Source organism: Azospirillum sp. (assembly GCF_035628975.1).
In the GTDB taxonomy this organism is placed as follows: Bacteria; Pseudomonadota; Alphaproteobacteria; order Azospirillales; family Azospirillaceae; genus Azospirillum.
This window is the reverse complement of record NZ_DASPIS010000004.1, coordinates 1-15421: the sequence shown is the minus strand read 5'-3', so window position 1 is coordinate 15421 and position 15421 is coordinate 1. Positions and strand designations below refer to the sequence as shown.

At 67.8% G+C, this 15421-nt stretch carries 11 protein-coding genes; 6 read left to right on the top strand and 5 right to left on the bottom strand.

Annotation, left to right across the window (positions count from 1 at the left end; genetic code table 11):
- Positions 1-688 precede the first annotated feature (688 nt).
- A complete protein-coding gene (locus VD964_RS00920; protein WP_324864590.1) occupies positions 689-2386 on the top strand; it encodes a monovalent cation:proton antiporter-2 (CPA2) family protein in 1698 nt (565 codons plus the stop codon).
- 59 nt (positions 2387-2445) lie between these two features.
- Here the strand turns inward: VD964_RS00920 and VD964_RS00915 are convergent, their stop codons facing one another.
- The 4 genes from VD964_RS00915 to VD964_RS00900 are packed head-to-tail and all read right to left on the bottom strand — an operon-like array spanning position 2446 to position 6317.
- Positions 2446-3483, bottom strand: a complete 1038-nt coding sequence (locus VD964_RS00915; RefSeq protein ID WP_324864588.1) for a sulfate ABC transporter ATP-binding protein — start codon at positions 3481-3483, stop codon at positions 2446-2448.
- Positions 3484-3514: 31 nt separating this feature from the next.
- Positions 3515-4414, bottom strand: coding sequence for a sulfate ABC transporter permease subunit CysW (gene cysW, locus VD964_RS00910; RefSeq protein WP_414637087.1), 900 nt, complete (start codon positions 4412-4414; stop codon positions 3515-3517).
- Positions 4404-5306, bottom strand: coding sequence for a sulfate ABC transporter permease subunit CysT (gene cysT, locus VD964_RS00905; RefSeq protein WP_324864586.1), 903 nt, complete (start codon positions 5304-5306; stop codon positions 4404-4406). Before cysT ends, cysW begins: the two co-directional genes overlap by 11 nt.
- Before the next feature lie 3 nt (positions 5307-5309).
- Positions 5310-6317 carry a sulfate ABC transporter substrate-binding protein gene (locus VD964_RS00900; RefSeq protein WP_324864584.1) on the bottom strand — a complete coding sequence of 336 codons (1008 nt, stop codon included), beginning with the start codon at positions 6315-6317 and terminating at the stop codon, positions 5310-5312.
- Between the two features lie 313 nt (positions 6318-6630).
- Here VD964_RS00900 and VD964_RS00895 point away from each other — a divergent pair, with 313 nt between their 5' ends.
- Both VD964_RS00895 and VD964_RS00890 read left to right on the top strand, forming a co-directional pair.
- Positions 6631-6771 (top strand): hypothetical protein, encoded by a 141-nt coding sequence (locus VD964_RS00895; RefSeq protein ID WP_188092503.1) that lies wholly within the window; start codon positions 6631-6633, stop codon positions 6769-6771.
- A gap of 23 nt (positions 6772-6794) precedes the next feature.
- Positions 6795-8555: a hypothetical protein gene (locus VD964_RS00890; RefSeq protein WP_324864580.1), complete on the top strand. Its 1761-nt coding sequence runs from the start codon at positions 6795-6797 to the stop codon at positions 8553-8555.
- Here the strand turns inward: VD964_RS00890 and VD964_RS00885 are convergent.
- On the bottom strand, positions 8552-11890 hold the full coding sequence (locus tag VD964_RS00885; protein ID WP_324864578.1) for a PAS domain S-box protein: 3339 nt from the start codon (positions 11888-11890) through the stop codon (positions 8552-8554). The two genes, VD964_RS00890 and VD964_RS00885, sit on opposite strands and share 4 nt — an antisense overlap.
- Positions 11891-12292: 402 nt before the next feature.
- On the opposite strand from VD964_RS00885, the gene VD964_RS00880 reads away from it, so the two are divergent.
- From VD964_RS00880 to pyk, 3 genes are all read left to right on the top strand, one after another.
- Positions 12293-12955 carry an HAD family hydrolase gene (locus tag VD964_RS00880; protein WP_324864576.1) on the top strand — a complete coding sequence of 221 codons (663 nt, stop codon included), beginning with the start codon at positions 12293-12295 and terminating at the stop codon, positions 12953-12955.
- A 372-nt stretch (positions 12956-13327) separates the two neighbouring features.
- On the top strand, positions 13328-14407 hold the full coding sequence (locus VD964_RS00875; protein ID WP_324864574.1) for an aldose epimerase family protein: 1080 nt from the start codon (positions 13328-13330) through the stop codon (positions 14405-14407).
- A gap of 69 nt (positions 14408-14476) precedes the next feature.
- Positions 14477-15421 (top strand): pyruvate kinase (gene pyk / locus VD964_RS00870; protein ID WP_324864573.1); only part of this gene is annotated, 945 nt, incomplete at its 3' end.

Here is a 15421-nt window from a genome sequence, read left to right as displayed (position 1 = left end):
ATCAAACTCTCAGGTTCAGATCGCGACCGAAGCCACGACTGACAGGACCGCCTGACGCGATCTCCTGAAACGTCGATACTGATACAGTTTCTCTGCTCAAAAGATGCACAGACGATCCTCATCGTGCCGATCCCCTTCCGGGAACCCAACACCCAAGGCCGCAACGGCTACCAACTGCCGCCGCCTGCGCATCCCTTCTCGACTTCACGATCTACAATGTCCAAGATCCATCCCGATCACGACGCGGCGTCGCCCGGTGAACCGGATCGACGAGTCATCAATTTCAGATCGGGGAAGCGCAAACCGACCGGTTCACGCTGGCAGGCATCTTTTCTAGCTCTCTCGGCCGATCGGGTCAAGCCCTTTTTTCGGCCTCTCCACCGAAGCGTCGGCGGAGCACTGAGCGGAAACGACCCTGCCCCAATCAATCGGGGTCTCGACCGTCACCGCATCCCTGTCCGGGTGCCGCCGTCAGCCGAGGAGCGGCTATATACGCAGGCCGATCCGGATCGTCCAGGGCAAAATTCACCACGTCACGATTTTGCCCTACCCCACCTGTCCCGCTTCGGCTTCCAAATGGGAATGGGGAGGAGCAGGGCTTCTTCGTCGGGTGATCTGCGGGATGCACTTGCGGGATTGGCCTCTGCAAGACCATACAGTTGCGCCCCTGCCCCATCGCGATCCGGTCATGCACGATTTCACCCTCCTCCTGGACGTCCTGTTCCTGCTTCTGGCGGCGATTGTGGTGGTACCGCTGTTCCAGGTTCTGCGCATCCCGGCGGTGCTGGGCTATCTGGTCGCCGGCGCCATGCTCGGCCCGCACACCCCCGGTCCGGTGGTCGATCTGGCGGTGCCGCAGGTGCTGTCGGAATTCGGCGTCGTGTTCCTGCTGTTCGCGATCGGGCTTGAATTGCCGGTCTCACGCCTGCGGGCGATGCGGCATTACATCTTCGGCCTGGGACTGATGCAGGTCGGACTGACCAGCGCCGCCATCGGCTTCGTCGCATGGTGGCTCGGCCTTACACCGGAGGCGGCGCTGATCGTCGGCGGCATGCTGGCGTTCTCCTCCACCGCCACGGTGCTGAAGCTGCTGGTCGAGCGTGGGGAGACGGTTGCCCGCTTCGGCCGCATCTCGGTCGCCGTCCTGATCTTCCAGGATCTGGCGGTGGTGCCGCTGTTGACCCTGCTGCCGCTGCTTGCGGATTCCAATGCCAGCATCCCGCTCGCCCTGGCGCTTGCCACCGGCAAGGCGGTGGCGGCCATCGTCGTCATCATGCTGCTCGGCCGCTTCGTCGTCCGCCCGGCCTATCGGTTCATCGCGTCGGCCGGCAATCCGGAGCTGTTCACCGCCACCAACCTGTTCGTGGTGCTGGCGGTCGGCTGGCTGACCGCAGAGGCCGGCATGTCGATGGCGCTGGGCGCCTTCCTGGCCGGCATGCTTCTGGCCGACACCGCCTACCGCCATCAGGTGGAAGCCGACATCGAGCCGTTCCGCGGCCTGCTGCTCGGCCTGTTCTTCATGACCGTGGGCATGTCGCTGGATCTGCCGGTGATGATGGCGGAGGCGCAGACCATCGCCGCGATCACCGCCGCGCTGCTGGTCGGCAAGAGCCTGTTGCTGTTTCTGCTCTGCCGTCTGTCGGGGTTGGGGCTGGCGACGTCGCTGCGGATCGGATTGCTGCTGTCGCAGGGCGGCGAATTCGCCTTCGTGCTGATCGGCAAGGCGGTCGGGCTGTCGGTGCTGGACGGTCACACCGGCCTGCTGCTGTCCTCCTCGGTCGCGCTGAGCATGGCGGTGACCCCTGCCATCGGCGCCCTGGCCCAGCGGCTTGCCCAGTTCATCGAGGCCCGGATGGGGGCAGAGGCCTTCGGCATCGAGACCAGCGACCTGAAAAGCCATGTGCTGATCTGTGGTTACGGCCGCGTCGGCAAGGCGGTCGCCAAGCTGCTGACCGAGCACAACATCGCCTATGTGGCGCTTGACCTGGAGCCGCAGCGCATCGCCGCGGCGCGGCATGACGGGCTGCCCGTCTATTACGGCGACGCCAGCCAGGGGAGCGTGCTGCGGGCCGCCGGAATCGAACGGGCGCGCGCCGCCGTCATCACGCTGAACCGGCCGGATGCCGCGCACCGCGCGGTGGAGGCGATCCACGCCACGGCCCCGACGCTGCCGATCATCGCCCGCGCCCATGACCTGGGGCAAAGCGCCGCCCTGGCCGGGGCGGGAGCGACCGCCATCGTGCCTGAAACCATGGAGGCCAGCCTGCAGCTCGCCGGCCTCGTGCTGCGCAGCGCCGGGGTTGAGACCGCCGCGGTCGACCTCAGCCTGAAGGCCTACCGCGAGGGCAACTACCGGGCGCTGGCCGAGCAGAAGAACGCCGACTAAAGCGCGATCGCTTCAGACGGAATCGCCTGAAGCGTGAATCGCACGGAAAATCATAAGCTTTACCGGGCGAAGACCCGCGCCCGGTCGATGTGCACGGCGCAGCGGTCGCCGGCGACGATGCCGAGGGTGGCTAGCCGCTCGCGGTCCATCTCGGCCTCCAGCGCCAGACCGGCGAGGTCGATCTCGATCCGCGCATCGGGGCCGACGACATGGATGCCGGAGATGCGCGCCGGACCGGCCGAGGCCGGGGTGACGCCGAGGTCGTGCGGGCGGACATAGGCCACCGCCGGTCCCTGCACGCTGCCTTCGGTCGGGATTGTCAGGGCGCCGCCGCCGACATGGGCGATCCCCCCCTCCACCGTGCAGTCGAAGCGGTTCACCTGCCCGAGGAATTCGTAGACGAAGGCGGAGGCCGGGTGGTCGTAGACCTCCGCCGGGGTGCCGATCTGCTCGATCCGGCCCTGGTTCATCACCACCACGCGGTCGGCCAGTTCCAGCGCCTCCTCCTGGTCGTGGGTGACGAAGACGGAGGTGATGTGGATGTCGTCGTGCAGCTTGCGCAGCCAGCGCCGCAGTTCCTTGCGAACCTTGGCGTCGAGCGCGCCGAACGGCTCGTCCAGCAGCAGCACCTTCGGTTCGATGGCCAGCGCGCGGGCGAGCGCCACGCGCTGGCGCTGGCCGCCCGACAGCTGCGCCGGGTAACGGGCGGCGAAGGGCGACAACTGCACCAGTTCCAGCAGTTCGGTCACGCGCTGGCGGACCTGGGCGCTGCCCAGGCGCTGGCCGCGCGGCCGCACCTTCAACCCGAAGGCGATGTTTTCGAACACGGTCATGTGCCGGAACAGGGCGTAATGCTGGAAGACGAAGCCGACCTGCCGGTCGCGCGGCTTCAGCCCCAACGCCTCCTCCCCGTTCAGCAGAAGGCCGCCCGCATCGGGGCTTTCCAGCCCGGCCATGATCCGCAGAAGCGTGGTCTTGCCCGAGCCGGAGGGGCCGAGCAGGGCCAGAAGCTCGCCCGACTTCACCTCCAGTTCGACGGAATCGAGAGCGATGAAATCGTTGAAGCGCTTGGTGATGCCTGAAACCTGGATCGCCATGGGTCGCGTATTCCTCTCCAGAGTCCGGCGATCAGTGCCGGGCCGCCGCCAGCTCGTCCCCGAATCGCCACTCCAGCGCCGTCTTCACGACCAGCGTGACCAAGGCCAGCATGGCCAGGAGCGAAGCGACCGCGAAGGCGGCGACGAAATTGTATTCGTTGTAGAGAATCTCGACATGCAGCGGCATCGTGTTGGTCTCTCCCCGGATATGGCCGGAGACGACCGACACGGCGCCGAACTCCCCCATCGCGCGGGCATTGCACAGCAGCACGCCATAGAGCAGCGCCCATTTGATGTTGGGCAGCGTGACGCGCCAGAAGGTCTGCCAGCCGGATGCACCCAGCACCAGCGCCGCTTCCTCCTCGTCGGAGCCCTGTTCCTGCATCAGCGGGATCAGTTCGCGCGCCACGAAGGGGAAGGTGACGAAGACGGTGGCGAGCACCAGCCCCGGCACCGCGAAGATGATCTGGATGCCCATGTCGCGCAGATAGGTGCCGAACAGGCCGTTCATGCCGAACAGCAGCACATAGATCAGGCCCGAAATCACCGGCGAGACGGAGAAAGGCAGGTCGATCAGCGTGATCAGCAGGTTCTTGCCGCGGAAGTCGAACTTGGCGACGCACCAGGACGCGGCGACGCCGAACACCAGGTTGGCCGGCACCGAGATGGCCGCGACGATCAGCGTCAGCTTGATCGCGGCGACGGCGTCCGGTTCGATCAGCGCCGTCCAGTAGGCGTCGAAGCCGCGGCGCAGCGCCTCCACGAACACCGCCACCAGGGGCAGCAGCAGGAACAGCGCCAGGAACAGCAGGGCTCCCCCGATCAGCGCGGCGCGGACCCAGGCGGGTTCGGTCAGGGCCGATTGCGCGGGCGGCACCGGGATGGAGGCCGGCGCGGAAATGCTGGTACCGGCGGGCATATCAGCGGGCATGGCGCGACCTCATCCACTGCTGCAGAAGGTTGAGGATCAGGAGCATGAGGAAGGAGACGCCCAGCATGGCCGTGCCGACCGCGGCGGCGCCGGCATAGTCGTACTGCTCCAGCTTGATGACGATCAGCAGGGGGACGATCTCGGTCAGGCCGGGCATATTGCCGGCGATGAAGATGACCGAGCCGTATTCACCGACGCCGCGGGCGAAGGACAGCGCGAAGCCGGTCACCAACGCCGGCAGGACCGCCGGCAGGATCACGCTGCGGAAGGTCTGGAAGCGCGAGGCGCCGAGGGAGGCCGCGGCCTCCTCCTCCTCCGCTGGCAGGTCCTGAAGGATCGGCTGGACGGTGCGGACGACGAAGGGAAGGCCGATGAAGGTCAGCGCGATGGCGATGCCCAGCGGCGTGAAGGCGACCTTCAGGCCGAACAGCTCGTTCAGCGGCTTGCCCAGCCAGCCGTTCGGCGCATAGAGCGCGCTGAGCGCGATGCCCGCCACCGCGGTCGGCAGGGCGAAGGGCAGATCGACCAGCGCGTCGACCAGCCGCTTGCCGGGGAAGTCGTAGCGCACCAGCACCCAGGCCACCAGGAAGCCGAACACCGCGTTGGTCAGCGCCGCGGCTAAGGAGAGGCCGAAACTGACCTCGAACGCGGCGATCACCCGGGGCGTGGTCACCGCCGACCAGAAGCCGCCCCAGCCGAGGCTGCTGGAGCGCAGGATCAGGGCGGCCAGGGGGATCAGAACGATGAAGCCGAGATAGGTGAGCGTGAAGCCCAGCGTCAGCCCGAAGCCCGGAATGACGCTGGGTTTCCGGAAGAGGGGAACGGGGGCGCGGACCGTCACCGCCCCCCCCTTTCCCGCCAGAGCGCCGTCGCTGTCGGCAGCGGCGACCATGGGTCAGCGCCCCTTCTGGAAGATCTGGTCGAAGACACCACCGTCGGAGAAATGCTTCTCTTGCGCGGCACGCCAGCCCCCGAATTGGTCGATCGTGACCAGCTTAACATCCGCAAAGCGTCCCGCATACTGGGTCGCCAGTTCCGGAAGCCGCGGACGGTAATAGTTCTTGGCCGCGATCTCCTGTCCCTCACGGGTGTAGAGGAACTGCAGGTAGGCCTCGGCCACCTTGCGGGTTCCCTTGCGGTCGACGACCTTGTCGACGACGGCGACCGGCGGCTCGGCCAGGATCGACAGGCTGGGCACCACGATCTCGAACTTGTCGGCGCCGAATTCCTGCAGCGACAGGTAGGCCTCGTTCTCCCAGGCCAGCAGCACGTCGCCGATCTCGCGCTGGGTGAAGGTCACGGTGGAACCGCGGGCGCCGCTGTCCAGAACCGGGACGTTCTTCAGCAGCTGCGACACGAACTCCTTGGCCTTGGTCTCGTCGCCGCCGTTGGCCTGCAGGGCATAGGCCCAGGCCGCCAGATAGTTCCAGCGGGCGCCGCCGGAGGTCTTCGGGTTCGGGGTGATGACCTGGACGCCCGGCTTCACCAGGTCGTTCCAGTCCTTGATCCCCTTCGGGTTGCCCTTCTTCACCAGGAACACGATGGTCGAGGTGTAGGGGGCGCTGTTGTTCGGCAGGCGGGTCTGCCAATCCTTCGGCAGCAGTCCGGCATCGGCGATGGCGTCGATGTCATAGCCCAGCGCCAGGGTCACGATGTCGGCGTCCAGGCCGTCGATGACGGACCGCGCCTGCTTGCCGGAGCCGCCATGCGACTGGCGAACGGTCAGGGCGCGGCCGGTTTCCGCTTCCCACTTCTTGGCAAACGCCTTGTTGAACTCAACATAGAATTCCCGCGTGGGATCGTAGGAGACGTTCAGCAGCGCGTCCTTGGAATCTGCGGCGGCAACACCCAGCCAGGCCAGCGTCAGGCCGGCGGCAAGGAGGGTCAGGCGGCGAAGCGACATGGCGGGGGTCTCCTTGGGTAGCTCCTGAATTGCACGAATTTCTTTCGTGGTATCCGTGCTTTCTTTTCTATTTCTTGTGTAGAGTTTGCCCACTGGCGGTGCGCTTGGGAAGTGGTTTTTTCGCATCCGCCCGCGGGAAAAACGCAAATTCCAATCAACCCATTGGCGTTAAAGCGGAAAGCGCGTCCGGTGACCTCGTTCGGCAGACCCTGGCGGAACCTGCGCCGGATGGGGAACCGCATCCGGAACCGGCAACTTTGCCGGCCCCGCCCTGTTGATTACCGACAGATCGACACATTCAGGAGCGCACACGATGGCTGGCAATTTCCGGAAAGTAGGCACTGAACTTCCGAAGGCCGGCACCTCGCGGGGCCTGGGCCGTCCCGCCATGTGGACGATTCTGGGCATCCTCGCGGTCATGGCCCTGCTGCTGCTGTTCTTCCCGACCTGGTGACCGCGTTCGGCGGGGAGTGAGCGATGCTGGTCTACGGCGACCAGGACACCTGCGAGGATCCACGCCGCACCATCGCACGGCTGAAACAGGGGCTTGCCGATGCCGACCGCCTCGCCCCCGGAGCGGAACGGCACGGTGCCCTGGTAACGCTGTTCATCGAAGCGGGGGAACTGGCGCAGGGGCTCGCCGACTCGGAATTCCACAGCACCGGCGAGGATGATTGCACGCCGTTGCAGCAGGCGGCCATGGCGGTCGTCATGGCTCTCGCACAACGGGTCGCCGGATCCTGGCGGCCGGTGGAGCGGCGGGAAGCCACGGCTCCGCCCGACCCGCGCCCTCTGGAGAGCTTGGCCGCCTTCCCCCTGCCGGACCTGATCCGCATGCGGCGGGCGGAGGGCTATGCCTTCTACAGCCTTTATCCGGAATCCTATCTGGAAGCCGCGGCGAGACTGCCGCCGCGGTTCGCCGACGCTCCCATGGTGATCGGGCTGCGCAGCATCGGCACCGGACTGGCGGCCCTGGCGGCAGTGGCGCTGAAGTCTTGTCCACCGATAACGTTGCGCCCGGTGGGACATCCTTTCCAACGGGAACTGCGGATTTCGAACCGTCTGCGCGCCAGAATGCTTGCCGATCCCAAGGCCAGCTACGTCATCGTGGACGAAGGGCCGGGCCTGTCCGGCAGTTCCTTCGGCGCGGTGGCCGACTGGCTGGACTCACAGGGGGTCGGCGCAGACCGGATCGCCTTCCTGCCCGGCCATGGCGGCGACCTGGGCCCCCAGGCGTCCGAGCCGCACCGCCGGCGCTGGGCCGCCGCAGCGCGCCCGGTCGTCGATTTCGATTCACTGTTCCGCTCGGGCGAAGGGCCGTTCCCGCCGCTGGAATGCTGGTTCGAGGATCTGCTTGGCCCGGCCTTGGTGCCGTTGGAAGACCTGTCGGGCGGGGCATGGCGGCGGCTGCACGACTCCACAGGCGCCTTGCCGGCCAATCCACAGCAGGAACGCCGGAAATTCCTCCTGCGCACCGGCAGCGGCCCCTGGCTGCTGAAGTTCGCCGGCCTGGGCCGTGCCGGGGAGAATGCGCTTGAACGCGCCCGCCTGATCCACGCCGCGGGCTTCACCGCCGAACCGGCGGGTTTGCGCCATGGCTTCCTCGCCGAACGCTGGCTGGAGGGCGCCCGTCCGCTGACCCGCCCGCTTGCCGGCGTCACGCCGGACATGGTGGACCGCCTCGCCGACTATCTCGCCTTCCGCGCCCGGCACCTGCCGGCCGCTCCGGACTCCGGCGCCCCCCTGCCCGGCCTGCTGGCCATGGCACGCACCAACGTCGCGGAGGCGCTGGGCCTGGATGCCGCAGCAGTGCTGGATCGCTGGACGCCGGACGGGCTTACCGAGGTGGAGGCCGCCGTACGGCGCGTGGTCACCGACAACCGGCTGCATCGCTGGGAATGGCTGCGGCTGCCGGATGGGCGCCTGATGAAGGCCGATGCGCTGGACCATGCCGCCGCCCACGACCTGATCGGCTGCCAGGACATCGCCTGGGACGTGGCCGGCGGCATCGTGGAATTCGACCTGTCCGATGCGCAGGCCCGCGGCCTGTGCGGTGCGGTGGATACGGCAGCGGGGCTTGACCGGCGGCTTCTGGAATTCCTTCTGCCCTGCTACATCGCCTTCCAGATCGGCTATTGGACCTTCGCCATGGGCAGCGACCCATCCGCCGCGGCGGAACGCCGACGCTACGAAGACCAGTGGCACCGCAGGGTCGGTAATGGTGCCGGAGGCGCCTAGGCCATTTCAGCCGACGGAGTCGCTCCGGCCAGCGCCTCGTTCAGGACTTGCAGCAGGTTGTCGATGCGGTAGGGCTTCGGCAGCATCCGGATGCCTTCGGCCCGCGCCACGTCCTCGCTGTAGCCGGTCGTCAGCACCACCGGCAGGCCGGGACGCAGCGTGATCGCCTCGCGGCAGAGGTCGATGCCGCTCAGCCGGCCGGGCATCACGACATCGGAGAACAGCAGGTCGATGCGCTCCCCGCCGGCCAGCATCGGCAGCGCCTCGTCCGCGGTGGTGGCGCGCAGGACGATCCAGCCGGCATCCTCCAGCGCCGCCGAAACGGAGGAGGCGACGACCGGATCATCCTCCACCATCAGCACGCGGGCGGCATCCCGGCGCTGGATCGCGATGCGGGCCGGCGGAGCGGTCACCCGCGGCACCTGGGCGGAGGCGCGCAAAAGAAGCGTGACGGTGGCGCCCTGCCCCGGCCGGCTGTCGATCCAGACGGTGCCGCCCGCCTGCCGGGCCAGCCCATAGACCTGCGCCAGCCCGAGGCCGGAACCCTTGCCGACCTCCTTGGTGGTGAAGAATGGGTCGAAGGCCTTGGCGATCACCTCCGGCGGCATGCCGGTCCCGGTGTCGCTGACCGACAGGCGCACGAACTCGCCCTCCAGGCCGGTGGGATTGCCGGATTCGAGCGTGGCGCTTTCCGCCGCGATGGTCAGGCTGCCGCCCTGGGGCATCGCGTCGCGCGCGTTCACTGCCATGTTGATCAGCGCCAGTTCGAACTGGGTCGGATCGACCTCGATCGGACGAAGCTCGGGGGCGAAGCGCGTTTCGACCCTGATGTCGGCGCGCAGCGCGCGCTCCAGCAGGCCGGCCATGCCCAGCACCCTGTCGCGCAGGTCGATGGGCTCCGGGCGCAGGCTGTCGCGGCGGGCGAAGCCCATCAACTGCTGGACCAGCTTGCTGCCGCGGTCCACCGCCTGCATTCCCGCCTCCAGCAGCGGCGCCACCCGCGGCTCCGCGGTGCGGCGGCCGATCATGGTCAGGCAACTGCTGAGCGCCTGGAGCAGGTTGTTGAAATCGTGGGCAACCCCGCCGGTCAGCTGGCCGACCGCCTCCATCTTCTGCGCCTGCCGCAGCTGCTCCTCGGCCCGGCGCAGGGCGGCTTCGGACTCCTTGCGCGCGGTCACGTCGCGGCCGACCGCGTGGATGAAGCGGTCGTCGGGAACCGCGGTCCAGGAAATCCAGCGGTAGGATCCGTCCTTGTGGCGATAGCGGTTCTCGAACCGCATGGTGGTCAGGCCCGATTCCAGCCGGCCCGCCTCGGCCCCCGTCGCCTCCCGGTCCTCGGGGTGGACGTAATCGAGGAAGACCGTTCCCAGCAATTCCCGCTCCTGCCAGCCCAGCAGGGCGGTCCAGGCCGGGTTGACCGCGGTGATGGTCCCGTCGAAGCGCGCGACCAGCATGATGTCGGTCGACAGCCGCCACATGCGGTCGCGGTCGGCGGTGCGGTCGGCCACGCGCTGTTCCAGCGTCGCGTTCAGCTCGCGCAGGGCCTCCTCGGCACGCTTGCGGTCGGTGATGTCGTAGCAGGCGCCGAGCACCCGCGTCACGCCCCCTTCCCCCTGCTGCCCGGCATGAGTGATCGCCTGCGCGCGCCGGGCGATCCAGCGCGCCTCACCACTGCCGGGACCACTGCCGGGCCGGAGGATGCGGTATTCGACATAGCCCAACCCCTCCGCCGGCACGCGGCCGGGCTGAAGGGTCGGCAAGGATGGCCGGTCCGCCGGATGGATCAGGGTGACCAACTCCTCGAGGGGAACCAGAGGCCGCGGCTCGACACCCCAAAGCCGGCAGAATTCCGGTGACACTGCCAGCATCCCGTCCTCGCGCAGTTCGAAGGTGCCGACCCCGCCGGCATCCTGCGCGATGCGCAGCCGCTGCTCGCTTTCGCGCAACGCGTCCTCGGTGCGCTTCATCCCGGTCACGTCGTTGCCCTGGACGAACATGCCCGTGACCTGGCCCTGGTCGTCCCGGATGGGCTGGAACACGAAGGTGACGAAGCGGTCCTCCAGCGGTTCCCCTGGCCGCCGCGCCAGCCTCGCGCGCATCCCCTCGCCGACGAACGGCTCGCCGGTGGCATAGACATGGTCGGCCAGTTCGAAGAAGCCCTGCCCGGCCACTTCCGGCAGAGCCTGCCGCGCCGGTTTCCCGATGATGTCGCGGCAGCCGATCAGGTCGAAATAGGCGTCGTTCGCCATCTCGTAGACATGGTCGGGACCGCGCCAGACATACATGAACCCCGGCGCCTGCCGGAACAGGGCACGGAACCGCTCCCCCTCCGCCCGAAGCTGGCGGTTGGCGCGGCGCAGCTCCGCTTCGGCCTGCACGCGCTCCACCGCCGACCAGGTGCGTTCCGCCACCTCCCCGACCAGGTCAATCTCGTCGTCGCGCCACCGCCGCGGGGTCCGGTTGTGCACATAGAGCGCGGCGACCATCCGCCCCTGCTTCACCAGGCTGGCGGTGATGACGGCGGCGAATTCCAGGGCGTCGAAGGCCGCCCGCAGCTCCGGCGCCGCCGTGCGTGGATCGCAGGTGGCGTCGTGGATGACCAGCGTCTCCCCCTTGCGCAACGCCGTAAGCACGGGTTCCCCGAAGCCCATCAGGTCATGCGTGCCGATGTGGGACTGCACCGTTCCGTCGGTCCAGTTGCGTTCGGTGGTGAAGAAGCGCTCGCCATCGTCCATCCGGCCATAGCCGACACGGCTGGCGCCGAGATGCCGCCCGATAGCCTCTGCCGCCGCGACCACCACGTCGAGCGGGTCCGACAGTTCCCGCAGACGGTGCTCCAGTTCCACATGGAAGGCCATGCGCCGCTGGGCCAGCACCGCCGCCGTCGTCTCGGTCACGATGCAGAGGAAGCCTCCGACCGCGCCGTCCATGGTCATGATCGGCGTATAGGAGAATGTGAAGTAGGCATCCTCGCGCTGGCCGTTCCGCTCCAGGGGCACCGTCCAGTTCTCGTGCCTCAGCGCTTCGCCGCCCAGGACTTGGCGGACGAAGCCTTGCGCCTTCGGCCAGGCGTCCGGCCATACCTGCGCCATCGGCCGTGCAAGCGCATCGGGATGCCGGGTGCCGAGGATCTCGACATAGGCGTCGTTGTAGAGAAAGGTGACCTCCGCCCCCCAGCCGATGAACATCGCCTGCCGGGAATTCAGCATCAGCCCGGCCGCGGCACGCAGTTCCGGCGGCCAGCCGGCAGGCCGGCCGAGAGGCGTCGCATCCCAGTCATGGCTGCGCATGAGCCCGCTCACCTCGCCCACGCCGGCCAGGAAGGCGGGCGGCACGGCAATGTCGGATGACGGTCTCACCGGCGAGGCCCGGCGTTGGCGGAGTTCGGGCAGCCTTGGGCGTCCATCACAAGCAAGCGAATGGTCAGAATCGAAGCACCCCTTATCACACGCCGGTAGGGTGACGAGGTAGCTGTCCAATCGTCAGCCCCGTTCGAGGTAGCGCCTGTGCCGAAGGGAAAAGTGCCGCCGAACGGGCTTTGCACGGCATCACCATACTAATATATTGCAACCGGTGCCGCATGCCGGCCCCGTTGGTCGCCTCCGGCGGCCGACCCTGGGCCGGCTTTCGGATGCTCCTCTCGGACTTGAGGCCCGCCGTGCTATTTTGGCCGGCGGCTTCCTTTTCCGTCCTGCGGACGCTCCCTCCTTATCAAGACCTGCAAACGGGACCTGGACATGACCTTGCCCTGCCAAGCGGTCCTGTTCGATTTCGACGGTGTGATTGTCGAGTCGAACGCGATCAAGCTTGAAGCCTTCCTCAGCCTTTACCGCGGGCACGGCCCGGAGGTGGACCGGGCGATCGCCGATTTCTACCACCGCAACGGCGGGCTGCCGCGGGGGCAGATGCTCCACCATTTCGATCAGGTGCTGCTGGGCCTGCCGCGGAACGAGGAGCGGATCGAGGAGATGGTCCGGCGCGTCGGCGGGATGGTGGAAGACGCCGTCACCGCCTGCGAGGAGATCCCCGGTGCGCTCGACTTCATCCGCCGCCATGGCGAGCGGCATCCGCTGTTCATCGCCTCCGGCACGCCGGAAACGGAGTTGCGGCGGATCGTGGAGCGCCGCGGCTGGACGCCGCTGTTCGCCGAGGTCGCCGGAAGTCCCCGCCACAAGACCATCGTCGTCGCCGACCTGATCGACCGCCACGGCATCGACACCACCCGCAGCGTCTTCGTCGGCGACGCCCTGACCGACCTGGAGGCGGCGCAAACCAACGGCCTGCCCTTCATCGGTGTCGTCCGACCCGGTGCGGAGAACGTCTTCCCCGCCGGCACGCACATCGAACCCGACCTGACCGCGCTGGAACGCGCCATCGCGACGGTGCTGGGCCGCGCGTGAGCGCGCCGCCGGAACTCGCTTGAGGCGGAACTACTGGCCGTCGACCACGGTGCCGGCGGCCAGACCGTTCTCCGATCATCACTTGCCAAATGGGCTGCGGCGCCTTCCTTCCGCCCCACGCCCCGAAATTTCGCAAAACTTCCCAGCCTCACCGCCACCCCCTGCGGCAAACTGTCCGCCCAGGCTCAAAACCACCGAAGCGGTTTGCCTTCGGTTCTAATATATTAGTATAATAATGCCACGATGCTTCCGGTGAGGCCCAAACCATGACCGCGGACCCATTGGAAACGGCACTGCTCCTGCGTGTGGTGATGATCCTGGGGCTGATGCTTCTCGGTTTTTTGTAACCTCTTCCACAGGGATGCCTGGACCATGGCGACCTACACCGACCTAAAGCGCGACGATTACCGCGCCACCATCGACGGCAAGCCGGTGGACCTGTTCACCCTGCGCAACGGCCGGGGCATGGTGGTGCGGATCACCAATTACGGCGCCAAGATCGAACAGATCCTGGTTCCGGACCGCGACGGCGCTCTGGGCGACGTCGTCCAGGGCTATGACACCATCGATGGCGCGATGGGCGGCCAGCCCTCCATGGGGTCCTTCATCGGACGCTATTGCGGACGCATCGACGGCGGCCGCTTCACCCTGGACGGCGTGGAGCATCAGGCTTCGGTGAACAGCCCGCCCAACACCCTGCATGGCGGCCAGCGCGGTTCCCGCTTCCGCGTTTTCGATGCCCGCCAGTTGGACGAAGCCAGCCTGGAACTGACCTACGTCTTCCAGGACGGCGAAGAGGGCTTCCCCGGCACCCTGCCGGTGCGGCTGGTCTATTCGCTCGGCGACGACAACGCCCTGACCATCGCCTGGACCGCGGTGGCGGCCGACAAGACCACCATCGCCAACTTCACCGACCACACCTTCTTCAACCTGTCGGGCGATCTCGGATCGTCCATCCTCGACCATGTCGTCACCGTCCACGCCGGCCGCTATCTGGCGCTCAGCGACAATGCGGTGCCGACGGGCGAGGTGGTGGACGTCACCGGCACGCCGCTCGACTTCCGCAGCCCGGCTGCCTTCGGCGAGCGCATCGGCGCCGACGACCGCATGCTGGCGCTCGGCAAGGGCTATGACCTGCATTACGTGATCGACCAGCCGGCATCCGGCCCCGCGCCGGCGCTGCAGGCCCGCATCCTCCACCCCGGCAGCGGCCGGACGCTGGAGGTGCTGTCGACCGAACCCGGTCTTCAGCTCTACACCGGCAATTTCCTGGAGGGCAAAGCCCCCCGCGACATCGGCAAGGGCGGCACGCTCTACACCAAACACAGCGCCTTCTGCGCCGAACCGTCGAAGTTCCCGAACGCCGTCAACATCCCCTCCTTCCCCTCGACCGTGCTGCGCCCCGGCCAATGGTATGCCGGGTCCATCGTCTACCGGTTCGGGGCGGTCTGAGGCGGCGACGCCGCCCGCCCCCTCCTGCCCCGCACGGCCACCCTCTTCTCTTCGGAGCCTGTTACCCCCATGAGCACTGCCAAGCCGATCCGCCGTTACCGGCAGACGAAAATCGTCGCCACGCTGGGTCCGTCCTCCTCCTCGCCCGCGATGATCCGCCGCCTGTTCGAAACCGGCGTCGACGTCTTCCGCCTGAACTTCAGCCATGGCAGCCACGAGGACCATGGCGAGCGCGTCCGCGCCATCCGCGCGCTGGAGGAAGAGACCGGCCGCCCCGTCGCCATCATGGCCGACCTGCAGGGTCCGAAGCTGCGCCTCGGCCGCTTCGCCGACGGCCCGGTGACGCTCACCGCCGGCCAGTCCTTCTGCCTCGACCTGCTGTCGGAGCCGGGTGACGCCCGCCGGGTCGGCATGCCGCATCCGGAGATCTTCGCCGCCCTGGTGCCGGACGCCGAACTGCTGCTGGACGACGGCAAGGTGCGGCTGCGGGTGACCGCCTGCGGCGCCGACTTCGCCGAGACCGTGGTGGTTTCCGGCACGAAGCTGTCCGACCGCAAGGGCGTCAATGTCCCCGGCGTGGTGCTGCCACTGTCTCCGCTGACCGCCAAGGACCGCGCCGACCTCGACTTCGCCCTCGACCAGGGGGTCGACTGGGTGGCGCTCAGCTTCGTCCAGCGGCCGGAGGACGTGGCCGAGGCGCGTAAGCTGATCGGCGGCCGCGCCGCCCTGCTGTCCAAGTTGGAGAAGCCGCAGGCGATCCAGCATCTCGACCGCATCGTCGAGATGTCGGACGGCGTCATGGTGGCCCGCGGCGACCTGGGCGTGGAGATGCCACCGGAAGACGTGCCCTCGATCCAGAAGCGCATCGTCCATGCCGCCCGTCTGGCCGGCAAGCCGGTGATCGTCGCCACCCAGATGCTGGAATCGATGATCTCCGCCCCCGCCCCGACCCGTGCGGAGGCGTCCGACGTCGCCACCGCGGTGTTCGACGGTGCCGATGCGGTCATGCTGTCG

Coding starts and splice junctions, on each gene's coding strand:
- VD964_RS00920 (WP_324864590.1), top strand. CDS start 689: ATGCACGATTTCACCCTCCTCCTGGACGTCCTGTTCCTGCTTCTGGCG.
- VD964_RS00915 (WP_324864588.1), bottom strand. CDS start 3,483: ATGGCGATCCAGGTTTCAGGCATCACCAAGCGCTTCAACGATTTCATC.
- cysW (WP_414637087.1), bottom strand. CDS start 4,414: ATGCCCGCTGATATGCCCGCCGGTACCAGCATTTCCGCGCCGGCCTCC.
- cysT (WP_324864586.1), bottom strand. CDS start 5,306: ATGGTCGCCGCTGCCGACAGCGACGGCGCTCTGGCGGGAAAGGGGGGG.
- VD964_RS00900 (WP_324864584.1), bottom strand. CDS start 6,317: ATGTCGCTTCGCCGCCTGACCCTCCTTGCCGCCGGCCTGACGCTGGCC.
- VD964_RS00895 (WP_188092503.1), top strand. CDS start 6,631: ATGGCTGGCAATTTCCGGAAAGTAGGCACTGAACTTCCGAAGGCCGGC.
- VD964_RS00890 (WP_324864580.1), top strand. CDS start 6,795: ATGCTGGTCTACGGCGACCAGGACACCTGCGAGGATCCACGCCGCACC.
- VD964_RS00880 (WP_324864576.1), top strand. CDS start 12,293: ATGACCTTGCCCTGCCAAGCGGTCCTGTTCGATTTCGACGGTGTGATT.
- VD964_RS00875 (WP_324864574.1), top strand. CDS start 13,328: ATGGCGACCTACACCGACCTAAAGCGCGACGATTACCGCGCCACCATC.